Origin of the sequence: Xanthobacter sp. NM-59, from assembly GCF_021401125.1 — a bacterium.
Taxonomy (GTDB): domain Bacteria; phylum Pseudomonadota; class Alphaproteobacteria; order Rhizobiales; family Xanthobacteraceae; genus Xanthobacter.
This window is the reverse complement of the sequence record NZ_JACBFQ010000005.1, coordinates 202,447-225,803: the sequence shown is the minus strand read 5'-3', so window position 1 is coordinate 225,803 and position 23,357 is coordinate 202,447. Positions and strand designations below refer to the sequence as shown.

18 protein-coding genes and 4 tRNA genes are annotated in these 23,357 nt (G+C 65.3%); 15 read left to right on the top strand and 7 right to left on the bottom strand.

Annotated features, from left to right (window positions below; translation table 11 throughout):
* The first annotated feature begins 337 nt into the window (after positions 1-337).
* Positions 338-1,468, top strand: a complete 1,131-nt coding sequence (locus L0966_RS11880) for a GSCFA domain-containing protein (protein ID WP_234052108.1) — start codon at positions 338-340, stop codon at positions 1,466-1,468.
* Positions 1,469-1,916: 448 nt separating this feature from the next.
* Here L0966_RS11880 and L0966_RS11875 read toward each other — a convergent pair whose 3' ends face one another.
* Complete coding sequence (locus L0966_RS11875) at positions 1,917-2,915, bottom strand: aldo/keto reductase (RefSeq protein WP_234052107.1); 999 nt, start codon at positions 2,913-2,915, stop codon at positions 1,917-1,919.
* Positions 2,916-2,935: 20 nt separating this feature from the next.
* Positions 2,936-3,814, bottom strand: coding sequence for an NAD(P)-dependent oxidoreductase (locus L0966_RS11870; protein ID WP_234052106.1), 879 nt, complete (start codon positions 3,812-3,814; stop codon positions 2,936-2,938).
* 158 nt (positions 3,815-3,972) lie between these two features.
* Here L0966_RS11870 and L0966_RS11865 point away from each other — a divergent pair, with 158 nt between their 5' ends.
* Positions 3,973-4,908 carry a LysR family transcriptional regulator gene (locus tag L0966_RS11865; protein ID WP_234052105.1) on the top strand — a complete coding sequence of 312 codons (936 nt, stop codon included), beginning with the start codon at positions 3,973-3,975 and terminating at the stop codon, positions 4,906-4,908.
* An 18-nt stretch (positions 4,909-4,926) separates the two neighbouring features.
* Here the strand turns inward: L0966_RS11865 and L0966_RS11860 are convergent, their stop codons facing one another.
* Both L0966_RS11860 and L0966_RS11855 read right to left on the bottom strand, forming a co-directional pair.
* Complete coding sequence (locus tag L0966_RS11860) at positions 4,927-6,288, bottom strand: (Fe-S)-binding protein (RefSeq protein ID WP_234052104.1); 1,362 nt, start codon at positions 6,286-6,288, stop codon at positions 4,927-4,929.
* A 59-nt stretch (positions 6,289-6,347) separates the two neighbouring features.
* The gene (locus L0966_RS11855) at positions 6,348-7,352 is read right to left on the bottom strand and encodes an LLM class flavin-dependent oxidoreductase (RefSeq protein WP_234052103.1); all 1,005 of its coding nucleotides are present in this window, start codon (positions 7,350-7,352) and stop codon (positions 6,348-6,350) included.
* 372 nt (positions 7,353-7,724) lie between these two features.
* On the opposite strand from L0966_RS11855, the gene L0966_RS11850 reads away from it, so the two are divergent.
* On the top strand, positions 7,725-8,576 hold the full coding sequence (locus L0966_RS11850) for an NADPH-dependent oxidoreductase (protein ID WP_234052102.1): 852 nt from the start codon (positions 7,725-7,727) through the stop codon (positions 8,574-8,576).
* A 98-nt stretch (positions 8,577-8,674) separates the two neighbouring features.
* Here the strand turns inward: L0966_RS11850 and L0966_RS11845 are convergent.
* From L0966_RS11845 to rlmB, 3 genes are all read right to left on the bottom strand, one after another.
* Positions 8,675-8,750 (bottom strand) — tRNA-Thr (locus L0966_RS11845).
* Positions 8,751-9,039: 289 nt separating this feature from the next.
* Positions 9,040-10,707, bottom strand: coding sequence for an MFS transporter (locus tag L0966_RS11840; RefSeq protein ID WP_234052101.1), 1,668 nt, complete (start codon positions 10,705-10,707; stop codon positions 9,040-9,042).
* A 344-nt stretch (positions 10,708-11,051) separates the two neighbouring features.
* Positions 11,052-11,900 (bottom strand): 23S rRNA (guanosine(2251)-2'-O)-methyltransferase RlmB, encoded by an 849-nt coding sequence (gene rlmB, locus L0966_RS11835; protein WP_234052100.1) that lies wholly within the window; start codon positions 11,898-11,900, stop codon positions 11,052-11,054.
* Positions 11,901-12,189: 289 nt separating this feature from the next.
* Here rlmB and L0966_RS11830 point away from each other — a divergent pair.
* From L0966_RS11830 to rpoB, 12 genes are all read left to right on the top strand, one after another.
* Positions 12,190-12,274 (top strand) — tRNA-Tyr (locus L0966_RS11830).
* A 251-nt stretch (positions 12,275-12,525) separates the two neighbouring features.
* A tRNA-Gly gene (locus L0966_RS11825) sits at positions 12,526-12,599 on the top strand.
* 131 nt (positions 12,600-12,730) lie between these two features.
* Positions 12,731-13,921: an elongation factor Tu gene (tuf, locus tag L0966_RS11820; RefSeq protein WP_234052099.1), complete on the top strand. Its 1,191-nt coding sequence runs from the start codon at positions 12,731-12,733 to the stop codon at positions 13,919-13,921.
* 578 nt (positions 13,922-14,499) lie between these two features.
* Positions 14,500-14,576: transfer RNA gene (locus L0966_RS11815), tRNA-Trp, on the top strand.
* 255 nt (positions 14,577-14,831) lie between these two features.
* The gene (gene secE, locus L0966_RS11810; protein WP_234052098.1) at positions 14,832-15,029 is read left to right on the top strand and encodes a preprotein translocase subunit SecE; all 198 of its coding nucleotides are present in this window, start codon (positions 14,832-14,834) and stop codon (positions 15,027-15,029) included.
* 18 nt (positions 15,030-15,047) lie between these two features.
* Entirely contained in the window at positions 15,048-15,578 is a 531-nt protein-coding gene (nusG, locus tag L0966_RS11805; protein ID WP_234052097.1) for a transcription termination/antitermination protein NusG, read from the top strand.
* A 168-nt stretch (positions 15,579-15,746) separates the two neighbouring features.
* Positions 15,747-15,965 (top strand): cysteine rich repeat-containing protein, encoded by a 219-nt coding sequence (locus L0966_RS11800; protein WP_234052096.1) that lies wholly within the window; start codon positions 15,747-15,749, stop codon positions 15,963-15,965.
* Between the two features lie 266 nt (positions 15,966-16,231).
* Complete coding sequence (rplK, locus tag L0966_RS11795) at positions 16,232-16,681, top strand: 50S ribosomal protein L11 (protein WP_234052095.1); 450 nt, start codon at positions 16,232-16,234, stop codon at positions 16,679-16,681.
* 5 nt (positions 16,682-16,686) lie between these two features.
* Positions 16,687-17,385 (top strand): 50S ribosomal protein L1, encoded by a 699-nt coding sequence (rplA, locus tag L0966_RS11790; RefSeq protein WP_234052094.1) that lies wholly within the window; start codon positions 16,687-16,689, stop codon positions 17,383-17,385.
* Between the two features lie 603 nt (positions 17,386-17,988).
* Positions 17,989-18,507 (top strand): 50S ribosomal protein L10, encoded by a 519-nt coding sequence (gene rplJ, locus L0966_RS11785; protein WP_234052093.1) that lies wholly within the window; start codon positions 17,989-17,991, stop codon positions 18,505-18,507.
* A 72-nt stretch (positions 18,508-18,579) separates the two neighbouring features.
* The gene (gene rplL, locus L0966_RS11780; RefSeq protein WP_234052092.1) at positions 18,580-18,960 is read left to right on the top strand and encodes a 50S ribosomal protein L7/L12; all 381 of its coding nucleotides are present in this window, start codon (positions 18,580-18,582) and stop codon (positions 18,958-18,960) included.
* Positions 18,961-19,243: 283 nt separating this feature from the next.
* Positions 19,244-23,320: a DNA-directed RNA polymerase subunit beta gene (rpoB, locus tag L0966_RS11775; protein ID WP_234052091.1), complete on the top strand. Its 4,077-nt coding sequence runs from the start codon at positions 19,244-19,246 to the stop codon at positions 23,318-23,320.
* Positions 23,321-23,357 lie beyond the last annotated feature (37 nt).

Genomic DNA, 23,357 nt, shown 5'->3' with positions numbered 1-23,357 from the left:
CTCGCGCCACACCCGAGGCCAGTCGAAAGGCGCTGCCACCAACAAGTCAAGGCGGCGATCCCGCCGGCTGGGCAGGATGTCGTCCGCGCGGAGCAAGAGAGGGGACGCCGATAGGATTTCCGCCCCAGAGAATGGGGTTGAATTCGAATTGGGCTTTCGGCTAAGCCCGAAGGGTGAGCTTGTTCCTGGCTTTCTCAAGGCCGTGGCGGATGCTGCCATTTGCTGATCGAACTTGAAAGCGCGAACCGGAACATCGCACGCGAGATTGTGCGAGTTAGCGTTCCGAAAGCGCTACCCTTGTACAACCTGTTGGCTGTCATGATGAGGGCGGGTTGTCATGCAATTTATTCGTGGTGAATTGGCTTGGAAATCTCTGGCCGCCGCTCGATACACTCGGTGGAGTGAGAATATTGAGCGCTTCAAGGAAGCGCCAATTAGTATATTCCACAAACCTAAATTCACGATCGATGCAAAGAGTTCATTTTTTTGCATCGGCTCGTGCTTCGCGCGCAATATTGAAGAGCATTTGATTTATAGAGAGCGCGCCGTTCTCTCCAAGAAAATTGTCGCTCCCAAGAGCGAGGCGCCGGCGCGCCCCAATGGGTTTGTGAACAAATTCACGACCATGTCGATGGTGAATGAGCTGAAATGGGCTGTGTCGAAGCCTGTTATCAATAAGACCTTGTTTGAAGAGGGGCCCAATGGTTGGTCCGATTTGCAGCTTGGGCCTGGAATTCCGCCAGTTAGTCTTGAGCGCGCAATCGAGCGTCGGACATATTTGATTGAAGATTATTTTTCGCGCGTCCGGAATGCGTCCGTCGTTGTTGTCACGCTCGGGTTGAATGAGGTGTGGTGGGATAATAAGGCAAATTGCTATCTCAATTGCGCGCCGTCATTCACCTCGGTTCGTCGCGAGCGTGATCGCTACCGCTTGGTGATTACCGATGTGGCGCAGAGTGTTGCCGACCTGGAGGAAATGCGCTGGCTGATCAAGAGCATGAATCGCCATGCCCGTCTCATCGTGACCGTTTCGCCGGTCCCGATGAGCGAGACGTTTTCCGGGCAGGATGTTGCTATCGCCAATATGCGGTCAAAAAGTACATTGCGCGTCGCCGCTGAACAATTTGCGGCGTTGCACCCCGATGTGGACTATTTCCCCAGCTACGATATCGTCTCGCTCGCGCCGCGAAATCTGGCGTATGGGGTCGACTGCCTTCATGTTTCCAACGCGGTTGTTGGCGAAATCATGAGGCTTTTTCTTTCCCTGTATGTTGGAATCGATACGGCTCCGCCCGCCTTTACCGAGCTGGGCTATCTGGCTGCAAATCCCGACGTCGACGAGGCGGTTCGGCGCGGCGAATACGAATCCGGCTTCGAGCATTGGCGGCGCTATGGGAAGGCTGAGGGGCGGCCATTGATGCCGGCTGAGGGGCCGACCGAGCTGATGATTGCTGCCGGTGCCGTATAGGGCGCGGCCCTCGTGCGCGATCAGCGGGGCGGAGCTTTCTGGAACCGCCATTCAGGACCGACGTAAGTTCCGCTGATCGCGAAAACCCGCTCCTGCCGATGTGGTGGGCGCGGCAAGGGGTGTCCTGCTGCGTTTTCTCGCGAAGTTCAGCGAAGCGTCGGGATATCAAGAGCCGGCACCGCGCAGAGGAGCTTGCGCAACCTCTTTTCCGGGCCTCTTGCTGAGGGCGGCCTGGAATGTTGCGGCCGGCGTTCGGCCGCCATGGGTGGGAAACATGGCCGTGGGGCAGGCCTTGGGTGTTTCTCCTCGTCCTGCCCCCCTCTTGAGCGCGGCAGCCCCGCCGCTGAGGCCCCCGACAAGCCTTAGAAGTTGCCTTTGTGCGTCGCCAAAGGCTCATAAGTCCTGTCGACGGGCGCGCTGCGAAGCCCGCTGGCTGTTGTCCTGGACGTCACGCCACCTCGGCCGGCCGCTTGCTGGGCGGGGCCATGAAGGCGGGGGAGACGGGGTCGATGACCGTGCGGGCCAGGATGGCGTCGATCTCCGCCTTGGTGTCGGCGTCGATGTGGAAGCCCGCCACCTCGCCCACCGGATCGAGCTGGCCGGGATGGCGCGCACCCCACAAGGCGATGGTCGGCCCCTGGTCCAGCACCCAGCGCACCGCCAGAGCCAGCACCGATTTGCCATAGCGCGTCTTGGCGAGCGCCTTCAGCTCCTCCACCGCCTGGAGATAGTGGGGGAAGCGGGGCGCGTTGAACTTGGGGTCTACCTTGCGCAGGTCGTCGCCCTCGAAGGTGGTGGTGGGGGTCATGCGGCCGGAGAGCAGGCCCCGGCACAGGGCGCCATAGCTCAGCACCGTGAGCCCCGTGCGCGCCGCATAGGGCAGCACGTCCGCCTCGATCTCCCGCTCGAACAGATTGTAGGGCGGCTGCACCGCGTCGAGGGGCGCGACGGCGCGGAAGGCGTCCATCTGTGCGGGCGAATAATTGGAGACGCCGACGGCGCGGATCTTCCCTTCGCGCTTCAGCTCCGCCAGCGTCCGCGCGGTCTCCTCGAACGGGGTTTCGAGGTCGGGCCAGTGGACCTGATAGAGGTCGATGGCATCGGTTTTCAGCCGGCGCAGAGAGTCCTCGATCTCCTGGCGCAGGCGGGCCGGGCGGCTGTCGCGGAACACCTTGCCGTCCTTCCAGGCGAGGCCCACCTTGGTGGCGATCTGCACCTTCTCGCGCAGCCCGCCCGCCAGGGCCTTGCCTACGATCTCCTCGGAATGGCCGAAGCCGTAGACGGGGGCGGTGTCGATCAGCGTGATGCCCCGCTCCACGGCGGTGCGGATGGTGGCGATGGCGTCCTTCTCGTCCGATCCGCCCCACATCCAGCCGCCAATGGCCCAGGTGCCGAGGCCGATGCGGGACGTCTTGATGCCGGACGTGCCGATTTCGATCTGTTCCATGGGATGTTCCTTATGGACGGTCAGGCCTGCCCGGAATCGCGGGCGGCGAGGTGGCCGATGGCGGACCAGTCCTGGTCCGCGCCGCCCTGGGCGAGGAGGGTGATGAAGCGGTCGCGCAACAGGCTGGCCAGCGGCAGGGGCACTTCCAGCGCCTCGGCGGCGGACAAAGCGAGCTTCACGTCCTTGAGGCCGAGCGGGGCGGCAAAACCCACCGGATGGTCGCCGGGCTCAGCCAGCATGCGGCCGTAATTCTTGTAAACCGGCGCGCCGAACAAAGTGGAGGTGAGCAGCTCCAGATATTGCGTCTTGTCGATGCCGGCCTTGCCCACCAGAGCAAAGGCTTCGCCCAAGGATTCGATGACGCAGGCGATGAGGAAATTGCCGGAAAGCTTCACCAGGTTGGCGCGGGAAGGCGTCTGCGACACCTCGAAGGTGCGCTGGCCCACCGCCTCGAACAGCGGCCGGGCATGGGCGATGGCCGCCGCTTCACCGGCCGCGACCACGAACAGATTGCCCGCCGCCGCCACATCCGGCCGCCCGAACACGGGGGCGGACACATAAAGCTGGCCAGCGTCCGCGTGGGCGGCGGCGAGGCGCTCCGACAGCTCGACGGAAATGGTGCTGGCGGACACGTGCAGCGCGCCCTTGGGCAGGCTGGCAATGATGCCGCCGGCGCCGAACGCCACCTCTTCCACCGCCGCGTCGTTCGACAGCATGGTGATGACGGCCTCGCCGCCGCAGGCCTGCGCCACGCTTTCCGCGCGCAGGGCGCCTTCCGCCACCAAAGCGTCTGCGCGGGCAGGGGTGCGGTTATAGACAGTGACGGCGTGTTCGGCCTTCAGCAGGTTCCGCGCCATGCCGGAACCCATATGGCCCAATCCGATGAACCCGACTTTCATGGAAATCTCCTCTTTGGGAGAAGAATCCGGCGGCGCCAGAGTCGCCCTCCGGATCGAATGCTTGCGCACCATGGGCCGGGGCTATTAATCTTTCAAATGGAATATCGAGATGGCATTTATCTCGATGTTGAATGAATGGCCGGGGCGGGTGGCGCATCATGGAATTGCGGCAGCTTCAGCATTTCATTGCCGTAGCGGAAGAGGGGCATTTCACCCGCGCGGCCCGGCGGGTGAACATCGTGCAATCGGCTTTGTCCAATTCGGTGCGGGCGCTGGAGGAGGAGCTGGGCGCGCAGCTCTTCGTGCGCACCACCCGCCAGGTGCGCCTGACCGCTGCCGGGCGGGTGCTTCTGGACAAGGCCCGGCCCGTGCTGGCGGCGGCGCGCGAGGCGCGCGAAGCGGTGGCCGCCGTGGCGGGGCTGGAGCGCGGGTCGCTCGCCATCGGCACGGTGCAGAGCCTGCCGGCCTTTCTCGACCTGCCGGCGCTCCTGGCGCGCTTCCACGCCTCCTTTCCCGCCATCGAGGTGCGGCTGTGCCAGGGCGGCACCGATCAGCTCCTGGAGAAGGTGCGGGCGGGAGAGCTCGACCTTGCCATGCTACCTTTGTGCCGCGCCCCGGTGGACATCGCGACCACCCTCATCGCCTGCGAGGCGCTGGTGCTGGTGTGCCCCAAGGGCCATCGCCTGACGCGCCGGCCCGAGGTGACACTGGCGGATCTGGCGGATGAGCCGTTCGTGGATTTCGAGCCGGGATGGGGCACGCGGGGGGTGGTGGATCGCGGCTTTGCGGACGCGGGCGTGGAGCGGCGGCTCGCGTTCGAGGTGAGCGATCTTGAAACCCTGCTGGCGTTGGTGGCGCGGGGGCTGGGGGTTGCTCTGGTGCCGGAGGCCATCGCGCGCACGCGGGCTCCGGCCCTGGCCGTGGTGGAGCTGGCTTCCCCGGAATTGTGCTGGGAGTTGGTGGTCGCCCATATGGGCGCCGGCCCGGCCTTCGAGAAGGACCGCCGCGCAGCCTTGGATGGCGCCGCGCGGGCCTTTCTCGATCTGCTGGTGACGCCGGATCTTGCCGAGCCGGCGGAGAGCCAGCCGGCTTGAGCGCGTCGCGTCCCGCCCTCAGCGCACCGGGGCGGCGAGGGCGTCGCGCAGCAGCAAAGCGATGTGGCGGGCCTTGCGACCGGTGCCATGCTCGATCTGGTGGCGGCAGGAAAAGCCGTTGGCGATCAAGGGCGTGTCCGCCGCCGCATCGCGCACGGAGGGCAGAAGCTTCAGCTCCGCCATCTTCATGGAGGCGTCATAGTGCTCGGCCTCCAGGCCGAAGCTGCCGGCCATGCCGCAGCAGCTCGTTTCCACGATGTCATAGGAGAAGCCGGGAAGCCAGGAGAGCACCTTGCGGGTCGCCTTCATCACCCCGAACGCCTTCTGGTGGCAGTGGCCATGCAACAGGGCCTTGGGCAGGTCGAGCTCCTTCAGCTCCAGCCGAAGACGCTTGTTCTGGTGCTCACGGGAGAGGAATTCTTCCAGCAAATAGAGCTGTTTGCCCAGATCCCCCACCTCCGGGCCGAGGCCCAGGCTGTAGAGTTCGTCTCGCAGCGAGAGCAGGCAGGAGGGTTCGAGGCCGATGATGGGCGTCTTGGCGGCGATCTCGTCCTTGAAGGCGGCGAGCACGCGCTGGGCCTCCCCGCGCGCTTTGTCCACCATGCCGGTGGTGAGATAGGTGCGCCCGCAGCACAAGGGCCGGTTCGGCTCCGGATCCGTCGGGGAGGGGCGGGCCATGCGCACCCGATAGCCGGCGGTTTCCAGCACCGTCTGGGCCGCTTCCGCGATGTCCGGATCGAAATGATGGCAGAAGGTGTCCACGAACAGGATCACCTCCCTGCGCGGCGCCGCCTCGGGCGCCAGGGTCGGGGCGGGGGAGAAGGGCTTGGCCGTGGGCTCGGGAATGGGCCGGCGGGCGGTGATGCCGAGCCACTTTTCGGCCACCCGCGCGGCGAGCCGCCAGCGATTGCGCAGGCGAATGGCGGCGCGCAGCAGGCGGCGATGGCGCCCGGTCCATTCCGGCACGCCGCCGAACAGGCGGGTGCGGGTGGGTACGCCTTTGATTTCATGACGCTGGGCGAGGTATTCCGTTTTGATGAGCGTCATGTCCACGGCGCTCGGGCATTCCTTCTTGCAGGCCTTGCATGACACGCACAGGTCCATGGCGGCGTCCAGCCGCGGGTCGGCAAAGGCCTCCGCATCGGAGCCGTCATTGAGCGCGGCCTTGAAGGCGGCCACCCGCGCCTCGGTGGAATGGGCCTTGTCGCCGGTGATGCGGTAGGAAGGGCACATCACCCCTTTGCCGGTATTCTGACAATCCCGGCTGTGCATGCACACGGCCACCGCCTTCGCATAATTCCCGCCGGTTGCGGGGATTCCGGAATAGGCGTCGCCGATGCCGTAGGTGTCGTAAGCCGACCAGTCGAGAAAGGTTTTCATGCGCAGGGCTCCTGCCCCGCGCACATGCAAGAGTTGCGCCTTCAGGTCCGGCGTGCGTCTCAGACCGGCGGCGGCGATCCCTCGTCCAGCCCCAGGCCGGCGATGATCTCGAAGGAGCGCAGGCGCAGGATGGGGTCGAAGATGTCAGAGACCACCATCACCTCGTCCACCCCGGTTTCCGCGATGAAGGTGGCGAGGCCCGAGCGCACCGTTTCGGGCGAGCCGACCACCGAGCAGGCGAGCATGCGCTGGGCCTGGGCCTTCTCCGCCGGGGTCCAATAGGTCTCGATGTCGTCGATGGGCGGCAGGCTCAGACCCCGCGCGCCGCGGAAGATATTGGCGAACGACATCTGCTGGGTGGTGGCGAGGCGGATGGCCTGTGCATCGGTTTCCGCCGCGATCACGTTGATGCCGGCCATGGCGTGGGGTTTGTCCAGCATCGCCGAGGGCTTGAAGCGGGTGCGGTAGACGTGGAGCGCCTCCATCAGCTGGGCCGGCGCGAAATGGGAGGCGAAGGCGTAAGGCAGCCCCAGTTCCGCCGCCAGATGCGCGCCGAAGGTGGAGGAGCCGAGAATCCACAAGGGCACGTCCACCCCGGCCGCCGGCACGGCCTGGAGCGTCTGGCCGGGCTGCACAGGCTGGAAATAGGCCTGGAGCTCCAGCACGTCCTGGGGGAAGCGGTCGGCGTCCGCGTGCGTGCGGCGCAGGGCACGGAAGGTGAGCTGGTCGGTGCCGGGCGCGCGCCCGAGCCCGAGATCAATGCGGCCGGGAAAGAGGCGGGCCAGGGTGCCGAACTGCTCGGCCACCACCATGGGGGAATGGTTGGGCAGCATGATGCCGCCGGCCCCGACCCGGATGCGGGAGGTGCCGGCCGCGATATGGCCGATGACCACCGCCGTGGCGGCGGAGGCGATGCCCGGCATGTTGTGATGCTCGGCCACCCAGAAGCGGCGATAGCCCCAGCGCTCGGCATGGGCGGCAAGGTCGCGGGCATTGTCGAGCGCCGCGCGGGCGTCCGCGTTTACGGTCACCCGGACGAGATCCAGGATCGAGAAAGCCGTCATGAGAAATCCCGAGTTTGGCCGTGTCCGGCCGCGCCGCCCCCTCGCGCTGGTCCTCATGTAGGGGCCGCGCGGCCATCGGCAAGGGCGGCGCAGCCATCGGCAAGGGCGGCGCAGCCATTCGCAACGGTGGCGCAGCCACGAGCAGGGGCGGCGCGGGCGCTCTTCGCCTGTATGCAGGGGCTGTACAAAGCTCCGGCGCAAGGGCACCTTGCCGGCGACGTTGCCGCTGGCAGAAGGCCTGCAACTGGTCCGCTCGGTATCGCGTCGCTCTTCCGGTGGCCGCTGCGATTCGGCCTGCATCTTGCCGCAGCGGGCCGGGTGCGGGTGGCGAGGGCCGGCCGCTCGAAGCCGCATCCGCTCAAGGAGTTCGAGATGTCCACCAGCCGATCCGAAACGCCTGCCGAGACCCTTTCGCCCGCGGACCTCCTGGCCGCCCGCTATGGCGCCGACGAGGCGCCGGCCAAGCTGATCCTGAATGACACCATCGCGGCCCTGATCTCGCACCGCACCGTGCGCGCCTATTCCGACCGGCCATTGCCGGATGGACTGGTGGAAACGCTGGTGGCGGCGGCCCAGTCGGCGCCCTCGTCCTCCAACCTCCAGACTTTCAGCGTGGTTTCCGTGCAAAATCCGGAGACCCGCGCGGCCTTGTCCGAGGTGACCGGCGGACAGAAGCATGTCATCGCGGCGCCCCTGATGCTGGTGTGGCTGGCGGACCTCTCGCGGCTGGAAACCCTCGGCCGCCGAAATGACACGCCCACCACCGGGCTCGATTTTCTTGAGAGCTATGTCGTCGCCGTCATCGATGCCGCGCTGGCGGCGCAGAATGCGGTGGTGGCGCTGGAATCCCTGGGGCTCGGCTGCGTCTATATCGGCGCGCTGCGCAACAAGCCGCAGGAGGTGGCGCGGCTGCTGGGCCTGCCGCCCAATGTGATGGGCGTATTCGGCATGTGCATCGGCTATCCCGACCCCGAGCGGCCAGCTGACGTGAAGCCGCGCCTCTCGCAGAAGCTGGTGCTCCACAAGGAGCGCTATGATGCGAGCCTGCCACAGGAGCCCATCGATCATTACGAGGCGACCATGAAGGGCTTCCAGCATGGCCAGGGCATGGCCGAGGTGGGCTGGGTGAGCACCGCGCTGGCCCGTGTGAAGGCGCCGGAATCCCTCACCGGACGCGATCAGCTGGGCACGGTGCTGAAGTCCTTGGGTTTCCCCCTGCTCTGATGGGGGTGCGGGCGGCGTCCTTCGGGCGCTGCTCGTCGCGCCCCCGCTCGTCGCGCCCCACTGGTCGCCGTCCTATGAGGGCGATGCAGGGCAGGGGATGGTGCCGCGTGTCCGAATCGAACGGACGACCTACCGCTTACAAGGCGGTTGCTCTACCTGCTGAGCTAACGCGGCCCATGGACCTTTCGTGCCGGCGCTTTGTGGCTTTGTGAGAGCCGTTGTCGCGCTGGCGGAAGGCGTTCGCCCGCAGCCCCGGTGCAGTCCGGAGGCTGTACGCCCTGGGCGAAGCTATCCCCTGAAGCGGGCCCGCGCGTCAAGCCGGCTTATACCGGCCCGTTCGCTCGCGCGCCGCGGCTGGGACCCCAAAAAAAGCGGCCCCGCGTCATGCGGGGCCGTCCCGGGAGGGGCGCGGCTGAAGAGGCCGCGCCAGAGGTTGGTGGCGAGCGCCCGTCGTAAAGGGCGCTCAATGCCAGTGATCGATGTTGCGGTCCTTCGTCTCCGGCACGAACAGAAGACCGATGACGAAGGTCATCAACGCAATCACGATCGGATACCAGAGACCAAAATAGATGTCTCCGGTGGCCGCGACCATGGCAAAAGACGTCGCAGGCAGAAGTCCGCCGAACCAGCCATTGCCGATGTGATAGGGCAGCGACATGGAGGTGTAGCGGATGCGCGCCGGGAACAATTCCACCAGCGCCGCCGCGATGGGCCCGTACACCATGGTGACGAACAGCACCAGGATGAACAAAAGCCCGATCACCGCCGCCACCTGCGGGCGGAAGATGTCGAACGGGTGGGACATCTTCACCACCTCATTGTTGGCGCCGGCCTTGGGGTAGCCGGCCTCCTGCAATGCGGCGCCGGCATTCTTGGCGAAGTCCGGCCCGAACGGCACGCTGAGCCCATCCACCTTGAGCTCGACCGGGGCACCGGGCGTGCCGGGGACGCTGCTGTATTTCACGCCCGCTTTGGCGAGGAAGTCGCGCGCCAGGTCGCAGGGCTGGTTGTAGACCCGCGTGCCCACCGGATTGAAGAGCGAGCCGCAGCCGGCCGGGTCCGCCACCACCGTCACCCGCACATTCTGCACCGCCTTCTCAAGGGGCGGGTTGGCATAGGTGGTGATGAGGTTGAACAGCGGGAAATAGCTCGCCGCCGCGATCAGGCAACCGGCCAGGATGATGGGCTTGCGCCCGATCTTGTCCGACAGCCAGCCGAAGAAGACGAAGAAGCCCGTGCCGAACACCAGCGACCAGGCGATCAGCAGGTTTGAGGTATAGCCGTCCACCTTCAGGATCGATTGCAGGAAGAACAGCGCGTAGAACTGGCCCGTGTACCAGACCACACCCTGGCCGGCGACGAGGCCGAACAGGGCGATCAGCACGACCTTCATGTTGCCCCAGTGCCCGAATGCCTCGGAAATGGGGGCCTTGGAGGTGGTGCCTTCTTCCTTCATCCGCTTGAAGGTGGGTGATTCGGAAAGCTGGAGGCGGATCCACACCGAGATACCCAACAGCAGCACCGACACCAGGAACGGCACGCGCCAGCCCCAGGTGCGGAACGCTTCCTCGCCCGTGAGCGTGCGCGTCACCAGGATGACGATCAGGGACAGGAACAGGCCAAGGGTCGCGGTGGTCTGGATCCAGGACGTGTAGAAGCCGCGCCGTCCGTGGGGTGCGTGCTCGGCCACATAAGTTGCCGCGCCGCCATATTCGCCACCGAGCGCCAGGCCCTGCAGCAGCCGCAGGCCGACCAGGATGATGGGCGCCAGAATGCCGATGGCCGCCGCATTGGGCAAAATACCCACCAGGAAGGTGGACAGGCCCATGATGAGAATGGTGATGAGGAAGGTGTATTTGCGCCCGACAAGGTCACCCAGCCGGCCGAAGACCAATGCCCCGAACGGGCGCACAAGAAAGCCCGCGGCGAAGGCCAGCAACGCGAAGATATCGCGGGTGGCTGGTGGATAGGCGGAAAAGAACTGGGCGCCGATGATGGCCGCAAGCGAGCCGTAAAGATAAAAATCGTACCATTCGAAGACTGTGCCGAGGGATGAGGCGAAGATGACCCGCTTCTCCTCCCGCGTCATGGGGCGAGGGGCTGCTGCCTCCCGCGCGGTTGTCACGCTCATGGACATGTCCTCCCACGTCGAGGCCCCTGCCGCCCTTGGGCGGTGGAGCTGAGCCAGGCTTGGTCCCTGCCATGGCGTGGGCCGCGGGGGAGGACTTGGGCGAGCCGCAGCGCGCGCGGCCATGCTCAGCGGCATGCGCCGACGTCAGGCGGTGGACAGGCGTTCCTCCTTCGGCTCGCGGGCCGCCTCTTGAAGCGGGCGGTAAGGCAGAGCTGGGCGCTCACGCGCCCGCCGGTATTGTGACGGGGATGGTGGGGTGCGACGATAGTCTATTAGTCTTAGGTGCAATGCCGCAAGGTGAGTTGCGGCGGTAGCGCAATGGCGCCTTGCACGAAAAACGCGGCTCAGCCCCGCTTCAGAGCGTGGCGGGCCACCCCCAGAGAGAGCGCGGCGGCGTTGGAGACGTTGAGGCTCTTGATGGCGCCCGGCAGGTCGATTCGCGCCAGCACATCACAGGTTTCGCGCGTGAGCTGTCGCAGCCCCTTGCCCTCGGCGCCGAGCACCAGTGCGAGCGGCGCGCGCAGGGGGGTATCCTCCAAATCGGCGGCGCCCTCGCTGTCGAGGCCCACCACCAGCATGCCGTTGTCCTTCAGCTCGTTGAGGGCGCGGGCGAGGTTCTGCACCAGGCAGATGGGCACATGCTCCAGCCCGCCGGAGGCGCTTTTGGCCAGAACGCCCGTGGCCGCCGGGCTGTGGCGCGCGGTGGTGACGATGGCGCTCACCGCGAAGGCGGCGGCGGACCGCACGATGGCGCCCACATTGTGCGGATCGGTGATCTGGTCGAGCACCAGCACGAGATCGGTCTTGGCAATGTCCTTGAGCGCGGGGGAGGGCAGGTGGTCCACCTCCGCCAGCAGGCCCTGGTGCACCGCGTCCGCGCCCACCAGCTTGTCGATGTCCGACGGGCGCACCAGCTCGGGCGTCACCGGCAGGGCGAGGCCGGCTTCCTCGATGCGGTGAACGGCATTTTCCGTCGCCAGGATCTTGCGGAAGCGACGCTGGGGATTCGCCAGCGCCTCCGCCACCGTGTGCCAGCCGTAAAGCAGCGCGACGTCATCCTCGCCCGCCCAGGCGGGAGCGCCGCCCTTGCCGGGATGGCGCGGGCGTCCGCCCGCTGCGCCGAAGCTCTTGCCGCCAAAGGGGCGCCGGGGACCGCCGGCGCGCGGCGGCTTATGGGGAGGACGATCGGACATGGTCGAGGCTTTGTCAGAGCCGACGCCCCGACGCAAGAGGGAGAAGGCCCCGCAACGTCCGCGAGACGGCCGCCAACAGCCGCGTCATCCACAGCTCGATTGTCCTGCTGCGCTTTTGCGGTTGACTTGAGCGAGGTCGCCTTACATAAACCCGGTCCTCAGCCGGCGCCCGACACGTTCGCGTCGCTGGCTGACGGTTCGGAACACCTGAGATTCGCTTGCGTATCGAATGGGGCCGGGCCGTGATGACCCGCCCGCATAGGGCGGTCACGACGACGGGCCGTCGTATGGAGGGGTGCCCGAGTGGTTAAAGGGGACGGACTGTAAATCCGTTGGCTCTGCCTACGTTGGTTCGAATCCAACCCCCTCCACCACCCGTCGTCGCGGCGGCCGGAAACGGCCGCCATCGCTCGCAAGAGCATTCAATTTCCCACACGCGCTGCTGAGTGCGCCGGGTGGGCCGACAGGCCTGCCGGGCTTGAGGCGATGTGTCGCGCGGCGCGCATCGGCCGGTGGGGCTGCGTGGTGTCCAAATGCGCTTCCTGACGGGCGCTGGGAAGTTACCCCCAGGCTTGTATGCTGTGTCTTCCGCCGCGGCGATGCGCGTGTTATGGCTCACCACGAGGCGGGTGTAGCTCAATGGTAGAGCAGCAGCCTTCCAAGCTGAATACGAGGGTTCGATTCCCTTCACCCGCTCCAATCTCCACGCGATTCGCACGCAGGGCGCCGGCCACCTGAAGCACGGGTCTTGCATCCGCGCGCGAAACCACCTATCCCACGGCGGCTTTTTTTGCGGCCCGTGCGGGCGCCCGACCGACTGAGAGAAAACGATGGCCAAAGAGAAGTTCAACCGTTCGAAGCCGCACTGCAACATCGGCACCATTGGTCACGTCGACCACGGCAAGACCTCGCTGACCGCGGCGATCACCAAGATCCTGGCCGAGACCGGCGGCGCCACCTTCACCGCCTACGACCAGATCGATAAGGCGCCGGAAGAGAAGGCGCGCGGCATCACCATCTCGACCGCTCACGTCGAGTACGAGACCCAGAACCGCCATTATGCGCACGTCGACTGCCCCGGGCACGCCGACTATGTGAAGAACATGATCACCGGCGCGGCGCAGATGGACGGCGCCATCCTGGTGGTGTCCGCTGCTGACGGCCCGATGCCCCAGACCCGTGAGCACATCCTGCTCGCCCGTCAGGTCGGCGTTCCGGCCCTGGTGGTGTTCCTCAACAAGTGCGACATGGTCGACGATCCGGAGCTGCTCGAGCTCGTCGAGATGGAAGTGCGTGAGCTTCTGTCCAAGTACGACTTCCCCGGCGACGATATCCCGATCGTCCGCGGCTCGGCCCTCGTGGCCCTTGAGAACGGCGACCCCGTGCTCGGCCGTGACGCCGTCCTGGAGCTCATGACCCAGGTCGACGCCTACATCCCGCAGCCGGAGCGTCCGGTTGACCTGCCGTTCCTGATGCCCATCGAGGACGTCTTCTCCATCTCCGGCCGCGGCACCGTGGTGACCGGTCGCGTGGAGCGCGGCATCATCAAGGTCGGCGAGGAAGTGGAAATCGTCGGCATCCGTCCGACCGTGAAGACCACGGTGACTGGCGTCGAAATGTTCCGCAAGCTGCTCGACCAGGGTCAGGCTGGTGACAACGTTGGCATCCTGCTGCGCGGCACCAAGCGTGAGGACGTGGAGCGCGGCCAGGTCGTGTGCAAGCCCGGCTCGGTGAAGCCCCACACCAAGTTCAAGGCCGAAGCCTACATCCTGACCAAGGAAGAGGGCGGCCGTCACACTCCGTTCTTCACCAATTATCGCCCGCAGTTCTACTTCCGCACCACGGACGTGACCGGCGTGTGCACGCTGCCGGAAGGCACCGAAATGGTGATGCCCGGTGACAACGTGTCGATGGACGTGGCGCTGATCGTTCCGATCGCCATGGAAGAGAAGCTGCGCTTCGCCATCCGCGAAGGCGGCCGCACCGTCGGCGCCGGCGTGGTTGCCTCCATCATCGAGTGATGATGGGGGATGGACCTTGTGTCCATCTCAAGAGTTCGGAAGGGGCGGTGCTTCGGCGCCGCCCTTTCTTTTGCGTGTGTCTTTGTGCTCCGGCTTTTGGTGCCATCCTGCTCCCCTCGTCGTCGGTGCAGGGGAAGGAGCCGTGCCCAGTCCGGCCGCCTTGCGAAGGGTGTGGCTGCAAAGGCGCGCCGGGCTATCGGGGCCCCGACGGTCGCTGCGTGCGTTTCAGGAAATTCGACCGGGTCGTGCGGGGGATCCGCGGACGACCCGTTGTGTCTTCGAGAATGCCCTGGGGACCAGCGCGAATCAGGACTGTGCGGGTCCAGGCAAGCCGTATGGTTCGCACACGGAGCCCAAGGACGGCGGCAAGCCGGAACCGTGAGCCATTCAACTTTCAACGCCGATGGGCTGGGGACGACACCATTGCAGGTGCGCGATCCCCTTTACAGATGCCCCGCATGCCTCTACACACACGCCACCGATGCGCTGGGTCGCTTCCCGGCGCGGCGGGCTTTACCCTCGGATGCCGCGCGCCCAATGCTTCAAGCAGGTCGGCTGCGCCATGCGGGGCGAGGCCTAGGAGTGTAGCTCAACTGGTTAGAGCACCGGTCTCCAAAACCGGGGGTTGGGGGTTCGAGTCCCTCCACTCCTGCCAGCTTCCGCCACCGGGCGGGGCGGCAGGGTCAAAAGCGGCGGTTCGGGATGGGGTCGGCGCGAGGGGCGCTTCAGCCCGCGCTTTGAGCATCCCATATCAACCCGGCTCGGTTCAGCGCTCGCACCCTTCCGGAAAGGGCTAAGGCGGGCTATTTGAGTTTCCGGCGGCGGCGCGCGCAATCGGGCGCGGGGCGTCCTCGAACAAGGAGAGGTGGCGGTCACCGGGAGCTTTTCCCAAAGGGCCGCCGTGTCACGCATGGCGAAGAACAGTCCTGTCGAGTTCTTTCAACAGGTCCGCGCCGAAACGGCGAAGGTCACCTGGCCGACCCGGCGCGAGACTCTGATCACCACGGCCATGGTGTTCGTGATGGTGTTCCTCGCCGCCATCTTCTTCTTCGTCGCCGATCAGGTCATCCGGTTCGGCGTGTCCACCCTGCTCACCATCGGGCACTGAGGCGGCGGGAAGGGTTCCATGGCAAAACGTTGGTACATCGTCCACGCCTATTCCAACTTCGAGAAGAAGGTGGCCGATTCGATTCGCGAGCAGGCGGAGCAGCGCGGCCTGACCGATCTGTTCGATGAGATTCTGGTGCCGACCGAGAAGGTCGTCGAAGTGCGTCGCGGCCGGAAGGTCGATGCCGAACGCAAGTTCTTCCCCGGCTACGTGCTGGTGAAGATGGACCTGACGGACGAGGCATTCCACCTCATCAAGAACACCCCGAAGGTGACCGGCTTCCTGGGCGCCGACAACAAGCCGATGCCGATTTCCGAATCGGAGGCCATGCGCATCCTGCAGCAGGTCCAGGAAGGCATCGAGCGTCCCAAACCCTCCGTGTCGTTCGAAGTGGGCGAGACGGTGAAGGTGTCCGACGGGCCGTTTGCCTCCTTCAATGGCATTGTCGAGGAAGTGGACGACACTCGCTCCCGCCTCAAGGTTGCCGTGTCGATCTTCGGCCGCGCGACCCCGGTGGAGCTGGAGTTCAATCAGGTCGAGAAGGTCTGACGGCTTTCTTCGATCCCTTTCCGACGTGGAGGAGGCGCGGGCGACCGCGCCTTTTCTTTTGCCCGCACGGTTGGGTCCATTTTCTGCATGGTGCGCGTCTCGGGCGCCCCCTAGCGTGCCTTCGGGCGGCCAGCTCCTCCGCACATGGTCGCTTCCGGAGGCTTGGATATGAAGAGGGTTGTTTTGGCGCTGGCCATCGCCGGCGGCACCATGTTCGCGTCGTCGAGCTTCGCGCAGGAACAGGTCATCCAGTACTGCAAGCCGGATATCGAGCGCCTGTGCCCCACCGTTCCGCCCGGTGAGGGGCGCCTGCTGAAATGTTTGAAAGCCCATGGCGAGCAGATTTCCGTGGGCTGCGCGAAGGCGCTGCAGAAGCTGAAGGGCTGAGGCACCCGCGCCCCGCTTTCTTGCCAGCGGCGGCGCGAAAATGCACGGGTGGGGGGCCGCAGGGCCTTCCCCCGCGGCGGCGTATCATGTAGATGACCTCAGCACTCGGCTGCCGAGTGCATCCATACGCGGGAGGCGTGCCCGGTTCGCCAGCCGGAATTCGCCCGCCGAACCGCGGTCCTCAGTCCGCACGCCCGTGATCTACCGATCGCGTCGGCGTGCATTGGCATCTTCGGCCGGCTGCCGAAATGCCGGGGAGTTTTTTGATGGCGAAGAAAATCGCAGGTTACATCAAGCTGCAGGTGCCCGCCGGCAGCGCCAATCCGGCGCCGCCCATCGGCCCCGCGCTCGGTCAGCGCGGCTTGAACATCATGGAGTTCTGCAAGGCGTTCAACGCCCAGACCGGCCAGCTCGAAAAGGGCATGCCGATCCCGGTGGTGATCACCGCCTACCAGGACCGCTCCTTCACCTTCGAGCTGAAGACCCCCCCGGTCTCCTACTTCCTGAAGAAGGCCGCCGGCCTCGACACGAAGAAGAAGCCCGGCACCGGCTCCAAGACGCCCGGCAAGGGCGGCTTCGTCGGCAAGGTCACGCGCGCCCAGATGGCCGAGATCGCCGAGAAGAAGATGAAGGATCTGAACTGCGACACCGTTGAGGCGGCCGTTCAGATGATCGAAGGCTCGGCCCGTTCCATGGGCCTTGAGGTTCAGGGGTGAGCGTCATGGCGAAGGAAGGTAAGCGCATCCGCGCCGCCCACGAGGGCATCGACCCCACCAAGCTCTACGCCCTGGATGAGGCCCTGGCCCTCCTGAAGGAGCGTGCCACCGCCAAGTTCGACGAGACCATCGAGGTCGCGATGAACCTGGGTGTGGATCCCCGCCATGCGGACCAGATGGTTCGCGGCGTCTGCAACCTGCCCAACGGCTCCGGCCGCACGGTGCGCGTTGCCGTGTTCGCCCGCGGCGCCAAGGCTGACGAAGCCAAGGCTGCCGGCGCGGACATCGTGGGCGCCGAGGATCTCCTGGAGACCATCCAGGGCGGCAAGATCGACTTCGATCGCTGCATCGCGACCCCCGATCTGATGCCGCTGGTCGGTCGTCTCGGTAAGGTGCTGGGCCCGCGCGGCCTGATGCCGAACCCGAAGGTCGGTACCGTCACCATGGACGTGAAGGGCGCCGTGGCCGCCGCCAAGGGCGGCGCCGTGGAGTTCCGCGTTGAGAAGGCGGGCATCATCCACGCCGGCGTCGGCAAGGCGTCGTTCTCGGCCGAAAAGCTCGCCGAGAACATCCGCGCCTTCGCGGACGCCGTAGTGAAGGCGAAGCCCGCGGGCGCAAAGGGCACCTATGTCCAGCGCATCGCGGTCTCCTCCACCATGGGGCCGGGCCTCAAGGTGGAGCCGGGCTCCGTCGTCAGCGCCTGATCCCAGGCTCATGCAGCTCTGCAGGACCGCGGCGGGATCCCTCGCCGCGGTCTTGTCGTTTTAAATGCACGAAGGGCGTGACAAGTCGTCCTTAACGCATTATATGAGCTCCTTCCCGATGGGTCGTTCCGCGGGGAAAGTGAGTTTCAAGCTTTCGCCCGTGACTGGGTGAAAGGGCTGGGAGGGTTCGCCCGCCCGGCCTCGTCGTCTATCCTGGTGCCAGTTCTTAGCGGAATTCGGCGGTGGGGTTGGCGGCAGTCCTGTCCGAGACTGCAGGCGCCTGAACTCCGAAAGGTGGTTTCAGGCTTAATTCTTGCGCCGCTCCAAGGGGTGGCATGGCAGAGCCCGCATAGACGGGGAAGACCGGAATTTCGGATTGGCCATCCCGTGGGGTGGCCGGTGGAGATCGGTTCGAACCAGCGCCTTGTGTGTCGTTCCCGGTGATCGTGCCGGTGAGGCTCCGAGGGGACAGGGCATGAGCGCCGCGCGCTGCGGCCGGCATGCCGTTTTTGACGGGTCCGGCCGCGACGGGCGGCAAGGCGCAACCGGCGGAGTTCTTCCCGTAAGGGGAGTGTTCCGTCACAGGCTTAAAGAGAGCCAGACGTGGATCGAGCGGAAAAACAAGAGCTCGTCACGGCGCTTTCGGAAGTGTTCAAGACCACTTCCGTCGTCGTGGTCGCCCACTATTCCGGCCTCACCGTGGCCCAGATGTCGAACCTGCGTCGACAGATGAAGGCTCAGGGTGCGACCGTGAAGGTGGCAAAGAACCGCCTCGCCAAGATCGCTCTGGAAGGCTCCGACGTCGCCCATGTGGCGCCCCTGCTGAAGGGGCCCACGCTGATCGCTTATTCGAGCGATCCGGTGGCGGCGCCGAAGGTGGCTGTCGACTTCGCCAAGGCCAACGACAAGTTCGTGATCCTTGGTGGCGCGATGGGCACCACGGCCCTCAATGCGGATGGTGTGAAGGCGCTTGCCACCATGCCGTCCCTGGATGAACTGCGCGCAAAGCTCGTCGGCCTTATCCAGGCTCCGGCGACCAAGATTGCGCAGCTCAGCACCGCGCCGGCTGCAAAGCTGGCCCGCGTGTTCGGGGCCTATGCCAAGAAAGACGAAGCTGCGTGAGGACCTGGCCGCCGACATTGGCGGCCTGATCTCGCAAATCTCGAATTCGAACCTATCTCAAGGAAGACACCCATGGCTGATCTGACCAAGCTCGTCGACGAGCTCTCCGCCCTCACCGTGCTCGAGGCTGCCGAGCTGGCCAAGCTTCTCGAGGAGAAGTGGGGCGTGTCCGCGGCTGCCGCCGTGGCCGTGGCCGCCGCTCCCGGCGCCGCCGGCGGCGCTGCCCCGGCTGCCGAGGAGCAGACCGAGTTCACTGTTGTCCTGGCTTCCGCCGGCGACAAGAAGATCGAGGTCATCAAGGAAGTGCGCGCCATCACCGGTCTGGGCCTGAAGGAGGCCAAGGACCTGGTGGAGGGCGCTCCCAAGCCCGTCAAGGAAGGCGTGGCGAAGGACGAGGCCGAGAAGCTCAAGGCCCAGCTCGAGAAGGCTGGCGCCAAGGTCGAGCTCAAGTGAGCCTTTGATGGCTGCGCTCCGCTTTGCGGCGGGGTGCAGCTCAGGGATCGCCCGGGGCTTCCGCCCCGGGTGGTGCCGATGAGGTTGGAGTGTAGGACGGTTCCCCCGGCTGCGGTCAGGCTTAAGGCTTGCCGCGGCCGGGAGAGCCGTCATGGTGCTGAAAGGGTAGGGCGCTTGCGCCTGTTCTCTTGCGGCGGACGGCGAAGTGGTTCCGGTGCCGGCATGGCGAGCCTTCCTTGGGAGGGTGCCGGCCCGAAGGGGACCTGGACGGACGAGGATCGAGATGGCGCAAACGTTCACCGGTCGTAAGCGGATCCGCAAGTTCTTCGGCAAAATCAAGGAAGTGGCCGAGATGCCGAACCTCATCGAGGTTCAGAAGGCGTCTTATGACCAGTTCCTGCAGATCGAGGAACCTAAGGGCGGGCGCGACGACGATGGCCTGCAGGCGGTCTTCAAGTCGGTGTTTCCGATTTCCGACTTCGCCGGCGCGGCCATGCTGGAGTTCGTCCGCTACGAGTTTGAGCCGCCGAAGTATGACGTCGACGAGTGCCGTCAGCGTGGCATGACCTTTGCGGCGCCGCTGAAGGTGACTCTGCGCCTCATCGTGTTCGATGTGGATCCGGATACCGGCGCTAAGTCGGTGAAGGACATCAAGGAGCAGGACGTCTACACCGGCGATATTCCGCTGATGACCATGAACGGCACGTTCATCGTCAACGGCACTGAGCGCGTTATCGTCTCGCAGATGCACCGCTCGCCCGGCGTGTTCTTCGACCACGACAAGGGCAAGACCCATTCCTCGGGCAAGCTGCTCTTCGCCGCGCGTATTATTCCCTATCGCGGTTCCTGGCTCGACATCGAGTTCGATGCCAAGGACATCGTGTATGCGCGCATCGATCGGCGTCGCAAGATCCCGGTGACGAGCCTGCTCTATGCGCTGGGCCTCGACGCCGAGGAAATTCTCGATACCTTCTACGAGAAGATCATGTTCTCGCGGGACAAGGACGGCTGGCGCATGCCGTTCGATCCCAAGCGCATGAAGGGCTACAAGGCGGTTTCCGACCTCATCGACGCCGATACGGGCGAAGTGGTGCTGGAGGCCGGCAAGAAGCTGACCGTGCGCGCGGCGCGCCAGCTGGCCGAGAAGGGTCTCAAGGCCCTCAAGATTTCCGACGAGGAGATGGTCGGCCAGTATGTGGCCGAGGATCTGGTGGATGCGCAGACCGGCGAGATCCACGCGGAGGCCGGCGACGAGCTCACCGAAAAGAGCCTCAAGCAGCTGGACGAGCTGGGCTATGGCGAGATCCCGGTGCTGGACATCGATCACGTCAATACCGGCGCCTATATTCGCAACACCCTGGCTGCCGATAAGAACGTGGCCCGGGAGGACGCGCTCTTCGACATCTACCGTGTGATGCGTCCGGGTGAGCCGCCGACCCTCGATTCGGCGCAGGCGATGTTCCATTCGCTGTTCTTCGATGCGGAGCGCTACGACCTCTCTGCCGTGGGCCGCGTGAAGATGAACATGCGCCTGGATCTCGACTGCCCGGACACGGTGCGCGTGTTGCGCCGCGAGGATATCCTCGCCGTCATCAAGACGCTGGTGGAGCTGCGCGACGGCAAGGGCGAGATCGACGACATCGACCATCTGGGCAATCGTCGCGTGCGTTCGGTCGGCGAACTGATGGAGAATCAGTATCGCGTCGGCCTGCTGCGCATGGAGCGCGCCATCAAGGAGCGGATGTCGTCCGTCGACATCGATACCGTGATGCCGCAGGACCTTATCAATGCGAAGCCGGTGGCTGCTGCGGTGCGCGAGTTCTTCGGGTCGTCGCAGCTGTCGCAGTTCATGGACCAGACCAACCCGCTCTCCGAGATCACGCACAAGCGTCGTCTCTCGGCCCTGGGCCCGGGTGGTCTGACCCGCGAGCGCGCGGGCTTCGAGGTGCGCGACGTGCACCCGACTCACTATGGCCGCATCTGCCCCATCGAGACGCCGGAAGGCCCGAATATCGGCCTCATCAACTCGCTGGCGACATTCGCCCGCGTGAATAAGTACGGCTTCATTGAGGCGCCCTACCGCCGGGTGGTTGACAGCAAGGTCACCGATGAGGTGGTCTATCTGTCCGCCATGGAGGAGGGGAAGTACTACGTCGCCCAGGCGAACATTCCGCTGAATAAGGATGGCGGGTTCGTTGAGGACCTCATCATCTGCCGCCATGCCGGTGATGTGCTGATGGTCTCGCCTGATCGCGTGGACTTCATGGACGTGTCGCCGAAGCAGCTGGTGTCGGTTGCCGCAGCGCTCATCCCGTTCCTCGAGAACGACGACGCGAACCGCGCGCTCATGGGCTCGAACATGCAGCGCCAGGCGGTGCCGCTGGTGCGTTCGCAGGCTCCGCTTGTGGGCACGGGCATGGAAGCCGTGGTGGCCCGCGACTCCGGTGCCGCCATCGCGGCGCGCCGTACGGGCATCATCGACCAGGTGGACGCGACCCGTATCGTGATCCGGGCGACGGAAGAGCCGGATCCGTCGAAGTCGGGTGTGGACATCTATCGACTGATGAAGTTCCAGCGCTCCAACCAGTCCACCTGCATCAACCAGCGTCCGCTGGTGCGTGTGGGCGATCAGGTGCGCAAGGGCGACATCATCGCTGATGGCCCGTCGACGGAACTGGGTGATCTGGCCCTCGGCCGTAACGTGCTCGTCGCGTTCATGCCGTGGAACGGCTACAACTACGAAGACTCCATTCTGCTCTCGGAGAACATCGTCAAGGACGACGTGTTCACCTCGATCCACCTCGAGGAATTCGAGTGCATGGCCCGCGACACCAAGCTGGGTCCGGAGGAAATCACCCGCGACATTCCCAACGTCTCTGAAGAGGCGCTGAAGAATCTCGACGAGGCGGGCATCGTCTATATCGGCGCCGAGGTGAATGCCGGCGACATCCTGGTGGGCAAGATCACCCCCAAGGGTGAGAGCCCGATGACGCCGGAAGAGAAGCTTCTGCGCGCCATCTTCGGTGAGAAGGCCGCGGACGTGCGCGACACGTCCCTGCGCCTGCCGCCGGGCACCAAGGGGACCATCGTCGAAGTGCGCGTGTTCAACCGTCACGGTGTGGACAAGGACGAGCGCGCTCTGGCCATCGAGCGCGAGGAGATCGAGCGGCTCGCCAAGGACCGCGATGACGAGCAGGCGATCCTCGACCGTAACGTCTACGGCCGACTGACCGAGATCCTCGACGGCAAGACTGCCATTGCGGGCCCGAAGGGCTTCAAGAAGGACAGCGTGGTCACGCGCGAGATCCTGACGGAGTTCCCGCGTTCGCAGTGGTGGCTGTTCGCGGTGGCGGATGACGCCATCATGAGCGAGCTAGAGGCGATCCGCGCTCAGTACGACGAGTCGAAGAAGCGGCTTGAGCAGCGGTTCCTCGACAAGGTCGAGAAGCTGCAGCGTGGCGACGAGCTGCCTCCCGGCGTGATGAAGATGGTAAAGGTCTTCGTCGCCGTGAAGCGCAAGATTCAGCCGGGCGACAAGATGGCCGGCCGTCACGGCAACAAGGGTGTCGTGTCGCGCATCGTGCCGATCGAGGACATGCCCTTCCTGGCGGACGGCACGAACGTCGATATCGTGCTGAACCCGCTGGGCGTGCCCTCGCGCATGAATGTGGGCCAGATCCTGGAAACCCATCTGGGCTGGGCCTGCGCGGGCCTCGGCAAGCAGGTGGCGGCAGCGGTCGACGCCTATTATGCCCAGAATGACCTCAAGCCTCTACGCGAGCGGCTCGAGACCATTTACGGCAAGCCGGAGATCGAGCAGCTCAAGGACGATGAGCTTCCTGAGCTGGGCGAGAACCTGCGCAAGGGTGTGCCGATCGCGACTCCGGTCTTCGACGGCGCCCACGAGGATGACATCGAGCACCAGCTGGAGATGGCGGGTCTCGACCCGTCGGGCCAGTCGACGCTGTTCGATGGCCGCACCGGTGAGCCCTTCGACCGTAAGGTCACTGTTGGCTACATCTACATGCTGAAGCTGCACCATCTCGTGGACGACAAGATCCACGCGCGCTCCATCGGCCCGTACTCGCTGGTCACCCAGCAGCCGCTGGGCGGCAAGGCGCAGTTCGGTGGCCAGCGCTTCGGCGAAATGGAGGTGTGGGCGCTCGAAGCCTATGGCGCCGCCTACACGCTGCAGGAAATGCTGACCGTGAAGTCGGACGACGTGGCCGGCCGCACCAAGGTTTACGAGGCCATCGTGCGCGGCGAGGACACGTTCGAGAGCGGCATTCCGGAGAGCTTCAACGTGCTCGTGAAGGAAATGCGCTCGCTCGGCCTCAATGTGGACCTCGAGAACAGCTAAGGGGCTCGCGACCCTTTCCGCTTGAAGCGGACTGCCG

Excerpts from the sequence above, each read along its gene's own strand:
- L0966_RS11880 (WP_234052108.1), top strand. The coding sequence starts at position 338 with ATGCAATTTATTCGTGGTGAATTGGCTTGGAAATCTCTGGCCGCCGCT.
- L0966_RS11875 (WP_234052107.1), bottom strand. The coding sequence starts at position 2,915 with ATGGAACAGATCGAAATCGGCACGTCCGGCATCAAGACGTCCCGCATC.
- L0966_RS11870 (WP_234052106.1), bottom strand. The coding sequence starts at position 3,814 with ATGAAAGTCGGGTTCATCGGATTGGGCCATATGGGTTCCGGCATGGCG.
- L0966_RS11865 (WP_234052105.1), top strand. The coding sequence starts at position 3,973 with ATGGAATTGCGGCAGCTTCAGCATTTCATTGCCGTAGCGGAAGAGGGG.
- L0966_RS11860 (WP_234052104.1), bottom strand. The coding sequence starts at position 6,288 with ATGAAAACCTTTCTCGACTGGTCGGCTTACGACACCTACGGCATCGGC.
- L0966_RS11855 (WP_234052103.1), bottom strand. The coding sequence starts at position 7,352 with ATGACGGCTTTCTCGATCCTGGATCTCGTCCGGGTGACCGTAAACGCG.
- L0966_RS11850 (WP_234052102.1), top strand. The coding sequence starts at position 7,725 with ATGTCCACCAGCCGATCCGAAACGCCTGCCGAGACCCTTTCGCCCGCG.
- L0966_RS11840 (WP_234052101.1), bottom strand. The coding sequence starts at position 10,707 with ATGAGCGTGACAACCGCGCGGGAGGCAGCAGCCCCTCGCCCCATGACG.
- rlmB (WP_234052100.1), bottom strand. The coding sequence starts at position 11,900 with ATGTCCGATCGTCCTCCCCATAAGCCGCCGCGCGCCGGCGGTCCCCGG.
- tuf (WP_234052099.1), top strand. The coding sequence starts at position 12,731 with ATGGCCAAAGAGAAGTTCAACCGTTCGAAGCCGCACTGCAACATCGGC.
- secE (WP_234052098.1), top strand. The coding sequence starts at position 14,832 with ATGGCGAAGAACAGTCCTGTCGAGTTCTTTCAACAGGTCCGCGCCGAA.
- nusG (WP_234052097.1), top strand. The coding sequence starts at position 15,048 with ATGGCAAAACGTTGGTACATCGTCCACGCCTATTCCAACTTCGAGAAG.
- L0966_RS11800 (WP_234052096.1), top strand. The coding sequence starts at position 15,747 with ATGAAGAGGGTTGTTTTGGCGCTGGCCATCGCCGGCGGCACCATGTTC.
- rplK (WP_234052095.1), top strand. The coding sequence starts at position 16,232 with ATGGCGAAGAAAATCGCAGGTTACATCAAGCTGCAGGTGCCCGCCGGC.
- rplA (WP_234052094.1), top strand. The coding sequence starts at position 16,687 with ATGGCGAAGGAAGGTAAGCGCATCCGCGCCGCCCACGAGGGCATCGAC.
- rplL (WP_234052092.1), top strand. The coding sequence starts at position 18,580 with ATGGCTGATCTGACCAAGCTCGTCGACGAGCTCTCCGCCCTCACCGTG.
- rpoB (WP_234052091.1), top strand. The coding sequence starts at position 19,244 with ATGGCGCAAACGTTCACCGGTCGTAAGCGGATCCGCAAGTTCTTCGGC.